The organism is Mesorhizobium sp. M7A.F.Ca.US.006.01.1.1 (assembly GCF_003997935.1).
Lineage (GTDB): Bacteria > Pseudomonadota > Alphaproteobacteria > Rhizobiales > Rhizobiaceae > Mesorhizobium.
On record NZ_RZQL01000208.1, the window covers coordinates 1 to 12465 of the forward strand.

At 65.6% G+C, this 12465-nt stretch carries 8 protein-coding genes; 6 read left to right on the forward strand and 2 right to left on the reverse strand.

Features of this window, described 5'->3' with window-relative positions; translation table 11 throughout:
- From EN943_RS28045 to EN943_RS28065, 5 genes are all read left to right on the forward strand, one after another.
- Window positions 1–706: FAD binding domain-containing protein (locus EN943_RS28045; protein ID WP_127415472.1), on the forward strand; the 706-nt coding region annotated here is incomplete at its 5' end.
- The gene (locus EN943_RS28050) at window positions 696–2954 is read left to right on the forward strand and encodes a xanthine dehydrogenase family protein molybdopterin-binding subunit (protein ID WP_127415473.1); all 2259 of its coding nucleotides are present in this window, start codon (window positions 696–698) and stop codon (window positions 2952–2954) included. The genes EN943_RS28045 and EN943_RS28050, both read left to right, overlap by 11 nt.
- A gap of 332 nt (window positions 2955–3286) precedes the next feature.
- Complete coding sequence (locus EN943_RS28055; RefSeq protein WP_127415474.1) at window positions 3287–3766, forward strand: (2Fe-2S)-binding protein; 480 nt, start codon at window positions 3287–3289, stop codon at window positions 3764–3766.
- Window positions 3763–4746 carry a xanthine dehydrogenase family protein subunit M gene (locus EN943_RS28060; protein WP_127415475.1) on the forward strand — a complete coding sequence of 328 codons (984 nt, stop codon included), beginning with the start codon at window positions 3763–3765 and terminating at the stop codon, window positions 4744–4746. Before EN943_RS28055 ends, EN943_RS28060 begins: the two co-directional genes overlap by 4 nt.
- Entirely contained in the window at window positions 4743–7040 is a 2298-nt protein-coding gene (locus tag EN943_RS28065) for a xanthine dehydrogenase family protein molybdopterin-binding subunit (protein ID WP_127415476.1), read from the forward strand. The genes EN943_RS28060 and EN943_RS28065 overlap by 4 nt, the downstream gene beginning before the upstream one ends.
- A 157-nt stretch (window positions 7041–7197) precedes the next feature.
- On the opposite strand, the gene EN943_RS28070 is transcribed toward EN943_RS28065, so the two are convergent.
- Window positions 7198–7908 (reverse strand): outer membrane protein, encoded by a 711-nt coding sequence (locus tag EN943_RS28070; protein ID WP_164778415.1) that lies wholly within the window; start codon window positions 7906–7908, stop codon window positions 7198–7200.
- A 222-nt stretch (window positions 7909–8130) separates the two neighbouring features.
- Window positions 8131–9090 (reverse strand): AraC family transcriptional regulator, encoded by a 960-nt coding sequence (locus EN943_RS28075; RefSeq protein ID WP_127415478.1) that lies wholly within the window; start codon window positions 9088–9090, stop codon window positions 8131–8133.
- Between the two features lie 347 nt (window positions 9091–9437).
- On the opposite strand from EN943_RS28075, the gene EN943_RS28080 reads away from it, so the two are divergent.
- On the forward strand, window positions 9438–12465 hold a 3028-nt coding region (locus EN943_RS28080), incomplete at its 3' end, for an autotransporter outer membrane beta-barrel domain-containing protein (RefSeq protein ID WP_127415479.1).

Below are 12465 nucleotides of genomic sequence, written 5' to 3' on the forward strand. Positions count from 1 at the left end.
CTGCAGCTATTTCTACGACACCGCCAGCGCCTGCAACAGGCGCGAGCCTGGCGCCGGTTGCGACGCGCTGGAAGGCGAGAACCGCCTGCACGCCGTGCTCGGCTGGAGCGACGCCTGCATCGCCACCCATCCGTCGGATTTCTGCGTGCCGCTGGTGGCGCTCGACGCGGTGGTCGAGATCGAAGGCAAGAAGGGCCGGCGCCATGTGACGCTGGAGGAATTCCACCGGCTTCCCGGCGAAACGCCGCAGCGGGAGAATGCGCTGGAGCCCGGTGACCTGATCGTGGCGGTGCGCCTGCCGGCGGAGGCTGCCTCCTTCTCCGCCAATGCCCGTTACCTGAAAGTCCGCGAACGCACCTCCTATGCCTTTGCCGTCGTATCGGCCGCGGCGGCGCTCGTCGTCGACGGCGGCAAGATCCGCGCCGCAAGGCTGGCGCTGGGCGGCGTCGCGGCCAAGCCGTGGCGGGCACGAACGGCGGAAGCCGTCCTGCTTGGCGCGGACGCCAGCGAGGCGACCTTCGCCGGCGCCGCGGACGCTGCCCTGGCCGATGCCAGCCCCTCCGGCGACAATGCCTTCAAGATCGAGCTTGCCCGCCGCATCGTGGTCAGGGCGCTGATGTCTGCGCTTTCGGGAACGCCCGAGCGTCTGCCAGCCCTTCCTGCCTCCCCGTTCTCGAACATTCCCGGAGTGCGCCATGACGCTTGAACTCAGCCTTAACCAGCAACCCACCCATGCCCGGCAAGGCTCCAGCATCGGCCAGCCGCTGACCCGCCGCGACGGCTTTCTGAAAGTCACCGGAGCCGCGCGCTATGCCGCCGACAACCATCCGCCCGGCATGCTCTACGCCGTGCTGGCGGTCAGCAGCATCGCACGCGGCCGCGTTGCCGCGCTGGATGTCGAAGCAGCCAAGGCGCACCAGGGCGTGGTCGAGGTGATGACGCCGAAGAACCGGCCGGCGCTCGCCGCCGATCCGGACGCCAAGGACCATCCCTTCATGTTCCGGCTCGACTTGCTGCAAAACGATCAGGTCCGCTACCCCAACCAGAGCATCGCCGTGGTGATCGCCGAGACGCTGGAGGCGGCGACCGAGGGCGCGGCACTGCTGTCGCCGCGCTATGAAGTGCTGCCGGCGCGCGTTGGCCTCGACGGTGCCGAAAGCTTCGTGCCGCGTGCTGTCGGCGTCGGCGGTCCGGCCGTGCAGCACAAGGGCGATGTCGAGGCCGGCCTCAAATCGGCAAAGACACGGATCGAAGCCACCTACGAGACGCCGGCCCAGTACCACAACGCCATGGAGCCGCATGCGATCGTCGTCGCCTGGGATGGCGACACACTGTCGATCGACACGCCGAGCCAAGGCCTTGCCATGGCGCAGGGCCGCATCGCCGGCCTGTTTGGCATCGCACCGGAAAACGTCCACATCCGCAGCCCCTTCCTTGGCGGCGGCTTCGGTTCGAAAGGCATGATCTCCGGGCCGCAGGTGCTCGGCATCCTGGCGGCGCGTCTCGTTGGCCGTCCGGTCAAGCTGGTGCTGCGGCGTGAGCAGATGTACGGGCCGGTCGGTCACCGTGCGCCGACGCGCCAGACGCTGCGCATGGGCATGGATGGCGAAGGGCGGCTGACGGCCCTCGACCATCACGCCAAGACTGCATCGAGCACGTTCGACGATTTCTTCGAACCGGCGGCGGATGCCTCGCACACGCTCTACGCCAGCCCGGCCATCGCCACCTCGCACGATGCGGTGCGGCTCGATACCGGTACGCCGCTGTTCATGCGGGCGCCCGGCGAAGCCACCGGCTCGATCGCGCTGGAGAGCGCCATCGACGAGGCGGCTCACGCCTGCGGCATGGACCCGCTGGAATTCCGGCTGCGGAACTATGCCGAGGTCGAGCCGATGACCGGCAAGCCGTTTTCCTCCAAGGCGCTGCTCGAATGCTACAGGCAAGCGGCCGAGACGTTCGGCTGGGCAAGCCGCCCGCTTCAGCCACGGCTGATGCGCGACGCCGACGGTTTCCTGACCGGCTGGGGCATGGGCACGGCGACGTTTCCGGCCCTGATGTTCCAGGCCGAGGCCCGCGCCGTGCTGAGAAGCGACGGCAGCGGCGTGATGGAGACCGGCGCGCAGGACATGGGGCAAGGCGCATGGACCGCCTTCGCCCAGATCGCAGCCGACGGACTGGGACTGGATATCGACCAGGTCGATTTCAGGGCCGGCAGTTCCGATCTGCCCAATGCAGGCATTGCCGGCGGATCCGGCCACACGGCGACGGCCGGCATGGCAATCCACAATGCGGGTGCTGCCGTCATCGCTAGGCTCGCCGATCTCGCCACCGGTGACGAGCACTCACCGCTCTACGGCGCCGGCAATGAAGGCGTGCTGGCGCGCGGCGGCCGCCTTTTCCGGCGCGACGATGAAAGCCGCGGTGAAAGCTATGCCGAGATCCTCACGCGCGCAGGCCTCACCGAGATCGAGGGCCATGGCAAGGGCGCTCCCGATCCGGCATCCCAGGAAACCTATGCCAAGCACGCGCACGGCGCCGTGTTCGCCGAGGTGAAGGTCGATCCGGATTTCGGCCAGATCCGCGTCACAAGGCTGGTCGGCGCGTTCGCCGCCGGGCGGGTCATCAATCCCAGGCTGGTGCGCAGCCAGTATTATGGCGGCATGATCTGGGGCGTCTCGTTCGCGCTGCATGAGGAAGCCATCACCGACCGGCGCTCTGGCCGGATCCAGAATGCCAACCTCGCCGAATATCATGTCCCGGTGAATGCCGACGTTCCGTCGGTCGAGGCGCTACTGGTCCACGAGGACGACCCTCACGTCAACGCACTCGGCATCAAGGGTGTCGGTGAAATCGGCATCACCGGCACGGCCGGCGCCGTCGCCAATGCAGTCTGGCATGCGACCGGCGTGCGGCCGCGGCGCTTTCCAATCCGCATCGAGGACCTGCTGGGGTGAGGAGTGGTCCGCGAAGCGGGCGGGAAGCCAAGCTTGGCTCCCCGAACGACGAACGGTGAAGGCCCGGTCCGCCTTCGGGCGGATCAAAAGGTCCAGCGGGCCTTTTTAAAGGGCTGAGCGCCCGAAGGGCAGGGAGCGGCTGCGAACGGCCGCACAGCCGGTGTAATGCATGTCCCCCCAAAAGTGACCTCGGTTTTGGGAGAACGACATGCATAAAAACAAAGACCTAAAGCGGGTCGCCTGAATCGGTTCAGACGCGACACGCTTTGGGTCCCCGCCGGCCCAACATGAGATCAACCGACTTCGCGTCAAGCAACTGGAGCCAGACGCCCATGACCAAAACAACAATCCCAGTTCATCTCGATATCAACGGCCGTCATCACGATCTTCAACTCGAGCCGCGCGTCACGCTGCTCGATGCCTTGCGCGACCGGCTCGGCCTGACCGGAACCAAGAAGGGCTGCGACCACGGCCAGTGCGGCGCCTGCACCGTGCATGTCGACGGCGAGCGCGTGCTGGCCTGCCTGACGCTGGCCGCACAAGTCGAGGGCCGCACCGTCACCACCATAGAGGGGCTTGCACGGGAGGGCGAAATGCATCCCGTGCAGGCTGCCTTCCTCGAACAGGACGCCTTCCAGTGCGGCTATTGCACAACAGGCCAGATCATGTCGGCGGTCGCCTGCATTCGTGAGGGCCACGCCGGCTCCGACGACGAGATCCGCGAATACATGGCCGGCAATCTCTGCCGCTGCGGCGCCTATCCGCACATCGTCGCCGCCATTCGCCAAGCCGCCCTGGAGGTCGCATCATGAGGGATTTTTCGTATGTGCGCGCCGATTCGCTCGCTGCGGCACGCCAGGCGGCCGCCCTGCCCGGCGCCATGCTGCTCGCCGGCGGCACCACGCTGATCGACCTCGCCAAATGCGGCGTCGCCGAGCCCGAGACGCTGGTCGACATCACCCATCTCAAGGGGTTGGACAGGATCGAGGTGAACGAACGCGGCGCCACCATCGGCGCGCTGGCCAGGATGAGCCATGTCGCCGACCATGCCGACATCAAGATCCACTTCCCCGCCATCTCCGAATCCCTGTGGCAGGCGGCTTCCGCGCAGATCCGCAACATGGCGACCATCGGCGGCAATCTGATGCAGCGCACCCGCTGCCCCTATTTCCGTGACCCGGCGGATTTCCCCGCTTGCAACAAGCGTGAACCCGGCAGCGGCTGTTCGGCGATTGGCGGTGTCACTAGGGGACACGCCGTGCTCGGCACCAGCGACACCTGCATCGCCATGTATCCGGGCGACCTCGCCGTGGCGCTGGTCGCCTTCGATGCGATCGTGCATCTGGGCGAGCGCCAGATCCCGGTCGACGACTTTTTCCTGCTGCCCGGCACCACGCCGGACAGGGAACACGCGATCGAACCGGGCGAAATGATCACCGCCATTGAAATCCCCGGCTCGGCCGCTACCCGGCGTTCGACCTACCTGAAGATCCGCGACCGGCAGTCCTATGAGTTCGCCGCCGCGAGCGCGGCGGTCGGCATCGAGTTCGAGGCCGATGGGAGCACCATCCGCGATTTGCGCGTCGCGCTCGGCGGCGTCGCGACCAAGCCATGGCGGGCGCGAGCCGTCGAGGCAGCCTTGATAGGCAAGGTGCTGGAGCCGGACACTGTGCGCGCCGCCAGCCTGCTCGCCGTCGGAGGCGCCGTCGATCATGGCGCCAACCACTACAAGGTCGAACTGGCGCCGCGCGTCGTCGCCCGCGCCATCCTCAAATTGGGAGAGACGGCATGACCGTTCACAACATCAGGCATGGGGATGCATCCGACGGCGCTTTTACCGAAGCCGTCGGCGGCCGGCTGTCGCGCGTCGACGGCCCGGCCAAGATCACCGGCGCGGCGAAATACGCCGTAGAGCAGCAGCTCGAAGGCCTCGCCTACGCCGTGCTGGTCGGGAGCACGATTGCATCCGGCAAGGTGCGCGCGATCGACACAAAGGCGGCCAAGGCAGCACCCGGCGTGCTGCAGGTGTTGACGCCGGACACCATCATCAGCCTGAGGACCGCGGCGGACTGGTTCGGCACACCGCCGCCCGACAAGCCCTATTGCCCGCTCGCGCGCGACATCACCTTTTCAGGTCAGCATGTCGCCGCCGTGGTTGCCGAGACCTTCGAACAGGCGGTGGCGGCAGCAACACTGGTCAAGGTCAGCTATGACGAGACGCCTTCCATCGTCGACCTCAGCGATGCCAAGGCCGGCGACGGCATCCCGATCGACGCCATGACCAAGGAATGGGGCGACGCGCAAGGTGCGTTCGCCTCGGCCCCGGTCAGGATCTGCGCCGCCTACAACACGCCGCGCGAGTACCAGGCGCCGATGGAGCCGCATGGCCTGATCGCCCGCTGGGAGGGCGACCGGCTCACCGTATGGGAGCCGAGCCAGTGGCTGGACGGGATGGCCCGCACCTATGCCGAATGGTTCAGCGTGCCGTTCGAGAATGTGCGGCTGGTCTCGCCCTATATTGGCGGTGGTTTCGGCTCCAAGGCGCTGGCGCTCAGCCATGGCGCGGTGGCCGCATGTGCCGCCAAAATGCTCGGCCGGCCGGTGCGGTTGGTGATGACGCGGCCGCAGACCTTCACCGGCTATGGTGGCCGCGCCGCGACGCGCCAGACCGTGACGATCGGCGCCGACACGCAAGGAAAGATCCAGTCGATCGTGCATCGCGGCGTCAATGAAACATCCATCGACGGCATGTGGGTCGAGCCGCTCGGATCGGTCACCTCGATCATGTATGCAACGCCGAATTTCTCCTCCAGGCAGAATGTCGTGCGGGTCAATTCGGTGGTGCCCGGCGCCATGCGCGCGCCGGGCGAAAACCCCTCAGCCTTCGGCATCGAGAGCGCCATCGACGAGCTCGCCTACGAGGTCGGCATCGACCCGCTGGAGATCCGGCTGAGAAACTATGCCGAACAAGACCCGCACGCGAAAAAAGCCTGGTCGACCAGACAGTTGCGCGAGGCTTTTGCCGCGGGCGCGGAGCGCTTCGGCTGGTCCAGGCGCTCGCCCGAACCGCGCTCGATGCGCGACGGCAACCAGCTGATCGGCTGGGGCGTGGCGGCCGGCACCTATCCGGTGCGGCGCGCCTATGGTGAAGCGATCGTGCGCATCCTGGCCGACGGCTCGGTCGAGGTCGAGAGCTCCTCGATCGACATGGGCCAGGGCACCTACACCATCCTGGCGCAGACCGCCGCCGAAACGGTCGGCGTGCGAGCTGACGACGTGGTGGTGAAGCTCGGCGACTCCCGCTTTCCGCGCGCCGGCGTCACCGGCGGCTCGCGGCTGGCCGGCGTGATGACCGGCGCGGTCTACAAGGCAGCAACCTCGGCGCTCGACCAGTTGATGGGTCTTGCCATCGGCGATCCGCGCTCGCCCTTCCACACGCTGCAGGCCAACACGCTGGTCGTCGCCAATGGCCGCATAGCCTCGCCGCGCGGCGACGGTCCCGATGTCTCGATCGCCGACCTGCTCAAAAGCGTCGGCCGCGACCACATCGAAGCCACCGGCGACACCATGCCGGCCAATTCGACGCCAGAGGATCGCTACAAGAACTACACCACCATCGCCATGGCGCTGCCGCACACCGAGGGCGACTACTCCCGCCACTCCTGGTGCGCACATTTCATCGAGGTGCGTGTCGACGAGGATTTCGGCACGGTGCGCGTGTCGCGCGTGGTGTCGGCGCTGGATTCGGGCCGGCTCTACAATCCGAAGCTCGCCGAGAGCCAGTGGAAGGGTGGCATCATCATGGGCATCGGCCAGGCGCTGCTCGAGGAAGGCATCGTCGACCGCCGCCATGGCTGCATCGTCAACAACAACCTCGCCGATTACCTCGTGCCGACCAACGCCGACATCCCCGACATCGAGGTTATCTCGGTCGGCATCCCCGACCTGCATTCCTCGGCGCTCGGCGGCAAGGGCGTCGGCGAACTGGCCATTGTCGGCGTCGCACCGGCGATTGCCAACGCGGTGTTCCACGCGACGGGAAAGAGGATCAGGGATCTGCCGATCACACTGGAGAAGCTTATCTGAAGAGCGGCTGATCTTCCACTCGAGGGGAGACGTCGCCAAAGGCGACAGAGGGGGTCGTCGCGTGTAGAGCGCCGACCCCGTCTGCGGCGGCAGGCCGAGTCCCGCCGACCCCCTGGCCTGCCGGCCATCTCCCGAGGGAGATTTGTAGCACCAGCAATCAGAACTTGTAGCTGAGCCCGACCCGGATATCCTGCGTCTGCAGATCGACATGCGTTTCGGTAGGCAGGCCGGCGGCCACCGAGAGGTCCTGGCTGCCGAAATCCGAGTAGCGATATTCAGCTCGAGCGATCCACTTGTCGGTAAAGGCGTGCTCGATGCCGGCCCCAACGGTCCAGCCGACATGGCTGTCGCTGTGGAGCGTTACTTCGGCGGCAGGACCACCGGCACTGACCGCAATAAGCTCATACTTGGCCGCGGCAACGCCGGCAGTGATGTAGGGCAAGGTCCGATCGAAAGCATAGCCGGCCCGCAGCCGTGCCGACCCCTGCCATTTGAGTTCGCTCTTGAGCAGCGTGGTGACACCGCCCCCGCCGGCGTCGAGGGCCGTCAGCCCATCTATGTTGCCATACGCAATATCGGCCTCGGCGCCGATCACGAAGCTGTTCTCCATCTGGTAATTGGCGCCGATATGGACGCCGCCGATAAATCCGTTCGGATCGGTGGAGACATTGAGATCGGTGGCCCCGCCCAATCCGCCGCCAGCGATGAACAGATTGGAGTTTCCGGCCGCGTAGCCGATGTCGACGCCGGCATAGAGTCCGGACCAGTCATAGGTGGAGGCAACAGGCGAAGCCTCATTGATATCAGCCGCACACGCCATACCGGCCGGCGCGAGGATGATGGCTGTCGCGAGAAGAAGAATTTTCATTGTTGTCTGCCGCCCCATGTTGCTTCCCCGCCGCACAAATGACCTGCGGAGATCCAGCTGTTGTCGAGAAATCCGGTGTTGCATTGTCCGCCCGCCGCGTCTTGGGCTGGGCCGCACCCGAATTGTCGCGGAAAGCATCGCAGCGCTTTCCCGGCTGGTGTGGCCATTCGGCCTCAGTCGAGTGGCGTGTCGTGTATCCAGCGGGGTTGGCGGCCGGCGAGACTACCTGGCACTGCTCGGCGTCGAGCCGAAACGGCGGCGGAAGCAGCGGTTGAAATAGGAGACGTCGGAGAAGCCGCTGAGCAGCGCGATCTCGCTGATCCGCATGCGATCATTGTGCCTGTCGCGGAGCATGCGATGCGCCCTTTGCAAGCGCAGTTCGAGAATGCGCTCGGCAAAGCTCACCCCGGTTTCCTGCAGCAGGTCATGCACATAGCGAACCGAGAGCCGCAACTGCCCGGCAACGCTCTGCGCCGAAATGGCGGGATCGGCGAAATTGTCCCCCATCTTCTGCAGTATGGCCTGCAGCCTTGCCGCGCGTAGGCCGCGCAGGCCTGCGAGTTCCGCAGCCTCGCCCTTGGCGCCGGTCGCCAGGCCGATCAGGTCGACGATGGTTTCGGTGGCGTGGCCAATGAGGTCGGGCGAGACCAGGGCCGGGCCTGCTTCCAGGAAGCTGCAATAGCGCTTGAGCATGTCCAGCGCCTCGTTGTCGGCTCCGACAGTCAACGCCAACCGGTCCTCGACATGAGTGAAGGCATTCTCCAGCACGATGCGCGGGAGCACCACATTGGCCCATAGATTGTTGTCGCCGCCGGTCATCTGCAACGCCTCCGAGGCCGAGACCAGTGCGGCCTCGCCCTTGCCCACACGATAGTCGCGGCCGATCTGGGTGCCACTGAGCACCGTGTCGCCATTGTTGACCAGCAGCAGATATCCGTCACGGCCATCGGCGGCGATATTGCTCGCCTTGCGGCTGGCATGCCTGATCGTCCCGGCCATCTGCCCGAGCACCAGCGGCCCGACGGCCGTGGCCTCGATCGCGGCTTGAAACGACAGCTTCTCGGAAATCGTATATTCGACCGACCATATCTCGGCGACATGGATGTCCTGCCACAGCGCGAACCGTGCGTGATGATCCAGATGCGGCGGCAGGTCGACCGACGAGAAGATATTCTTTTGCAAGGAACAACCAGGCCTTTTCTATGTGCGCGTCTACATTGGGACTTGCACCGTATTGGACCAGATAACGATCTGTCCAGAGCAGCAAATACTTCTGCCATCGACGACAATTTAATTGCCGTTTCGGACAAGAATTCGCTTGGACTTCGCCGATTTGGCCGACTGATTTTCAAAAACACTCGGAAATACCCGTAGAATCGGCGTTCGATGGTGCCAAACCGCCACAGTGCGCGGAAAAGGCAGGGCATTTCCCTCCAGTCCAATTCCGATGCGGCGCTGCCCAAGACAACCGCCTGATGCCAATGACATGTCAGCCTCAGGGCGAAACGACTGCCACGTCAGGGGATTGAATGCCGCAGAATGGATTTGGAAGCCGCAAGGCGTTGAAGTATCTTGCGCGGGCTTCAACCGCGCTGGTCTGTCTTGGCCAGCCGATCGCTGCGGCTGCCGACACCTGGACAGGTGCGGCCTCCACGGACTGGTTCGCCGCCGGGAACTGGAACAATGGCGCCGTTCCCACTTCGAGCGACGACGTCACTCTCAATCCGACATTCCCGAATCCGACCGTGGTCAATGGGGCGAATGCGGCAGCGCATTATCTGTACCTTGGCACCATCGACAGCTACACAGGCTCGCTGACGATCACCAATGGCGGGACACTCGCCGACACCGCCGGCTTTGTAGGCTATCTTTCGAACGCGAACGGGGTCGTGACCGTTACTGGAGCAGGTTCGCTCTGGAGCAACAGTTCGGACCTTTTCCTTGCCTCGAGCGCGAACAGCACAGGTACCTTGACGATCTCAAATGGTGGCGCGGTCAGCGACACTGTGGGTCACGTCGGCTACGGCGGCACCGGCACCGCGACCATCGACGGGACCGGCTCGACCTGGACCAATAGCGGCGACCTGTATATCGCCGAACATGGCACGGGCACGCTTGTCATCACCAAGGCAGGCACGGTCAGCAATGCCGTGGGCACCATCGGTTGGCATGCGGGCTCCAACGGCATGGTCACCGTCGACGGCACGGGCTCGACCTGGACAAACAGTTCCAATCTGTTCGTCGGCGATCAAGGCATGGGAACGTTGACGGTCTCGAATGGTGGCGCCGTCAGCAATAGCGCGGCCCATATCGGTCACTTGGCAGGCTCGACCGGCATGGTGTTCGTGGATGGCGCCAGTTCGACCTGGACCAGCAGCGGATCGTTGTCTGTCGGCGATTTCGGCAGCGGCGCCCTGGCGATCAGCCATGGCGGCGCCGTCAGCAATGGCGGGGGAATCATTGGCGCGATCGCAGGCTCGACCGGCATGGTGTTCGTCGACGGTGCCGGCTCGACCTGGACCAACAGTTCCAACCTGGCTGTTGGCGATTTCGGCGCCGGCACCTTGGCGATCACCCACGGCGGTGCGGTCAGCAACAATACGGCCTATGTCGGCAATTCGCTTGGCTCGACCGGCACGGTGTCCGTCGCCAACGCCGGCTCGATCTGGACCAGCGCGGACCTGTATGTCGGTGGCCTCAGCACGGGCACGCTGTCGATCTCGAACGGCGGCGCCGTCAAAAGCGCCTCGACCACCATCGGCTACGGTGCCGCCTCGGTCGGCACCGTGATGGTCGATGGCGCCGGCTCGACCTGGACCAACAGCGGCAACCTTTTCGTCGTCGGTCGGGCGGGCACCGGCACGTTGACCATTTCGAACGGCGGCGCGGTAAACAGCGTTCTGAGCTATCTCGGCAACTATTCCGCCGGCACCGCGGTGGTCACTGGCGCAGGCTCGACATGGAACAGCAGTTCGGCTCTCTATGTCGGCGTCAGCGGCGGTGGTGTCGGCACGCTGACTATCCAGGGAGGCGGCAAAGTGAAAAACACCGTCGGCCACCTGGGCAACTCGGTGGGCTCGACCGGCACGGTGACCGTCGACGGCGCGGACTCGAGCTGGATCAACAGCTCAGCCTTGTCCGTCGGCACCTCGGGCAGCGGCACGTTGGCCATCTCGAACGGAGGTACAGTCAAGAGCGCGGGCGGTACCGTTGGCGCCGCTGCCACAGGGACGGGTGTCGTGACCGTAATCGGCGCGAATTCCGTCTGGGCCAGCAGCGGCGACCTCTATCTCGGCAACCTCGGAACCGCCCAACTGAACGTCTTGAACGGCGGCGCCGTCAGCAATGTCGAGGGCTATGTCGGCTACAATCCAGGCTCGACGGGCACGGCGATAGTCGACGGTGCCGGCTCGAGCTGGGCCAGCAGCGCGGGCCTCACGATCGGCCTCGACGGCAAGGGTACGCTGACGATTTCGAAAGGCGGCGCGGTTTCAGCCGGAGGCATCGTCACCATTGCCAGCCATGTCGGCTCCGTCGGCACGCTCAACATCGGTGGCGCGGCCGGAACGGCGCCGATAGCACCCGGAATGCTTAGCGCCACGGCAGTCCAGTTCGGCGCCGGCACCGGCGCAATCAACTTCAATCATACCGGCGCCAACTACACCTTCGCCTCCGCGATCGGCGGCGCCGGCACGATCAACCAGATCGCCGGCACGACGAACCTGACCGCCGATTCGAGCGGCTTTACCGGCGTCACCAATCTCAGCGGCGGACGGCTGGCCGTGAACGGTTCGCTGGCCAGCTCGCTGGTTGCTATCTCGGGCGGCACGCTGGGCGGCAACGGCACGGTGGGCGGCATCGTCGCACAGTCGGGTGGCATCATCGCGCCGGGCAATTCGATCGGCACGCTCCATGTCGCGGGCGATGTCGACCAGGCGGCGGGCTCGATCTACCAGGTCGAGCTGACCTCGACCGGCCAATCCGATCTCATCCTGGCGACGGGCACGGCGACGATCGCCGACGGAGCCGTCCTCGACGTGGTCAAGACGGATGCCGCGCCTTATGTGCTGGGCACGCATTACACGGTGCTGCAGGCCGATACGGGCGTCACAGGCACCTATACGCTCAGCGGGGCCGGCCCGTTCATCGGCCTCGTCGCCAATTACGACGCGACGCATGTCTACCTCGACGTGGTGCAGGCAAAGTCCTTTGCCGCGGTCGGCCTGACACCCAACCAGATCGCCACCGGCGGCGGCGCCGAAAGCCTTGGCGGCGGCAATCCGCTCTTCGATGCCATTATGGGCCTGCCATCCGAAGAAGTTGCCCAGGACGCCTTCGACCAGCTGTCTGGCGAAGTCCACGCCTCGGCCAAGGGCATGCTGGTCGAGGACAGCCGCTTCGTCCGCGATGCGGCCACTTCTCGTATCCGAGCCGCCTTCGGCGATGTTGGCGCGGCCGCATTGCCGGTCATGGCCTATGGCGAGGGCGGCCCGGAAATGGTCGCCGCCGACACCGACCGTTTTGCCGTCTGGGGTCAGGCCTTTGGGTCGTGGGGCA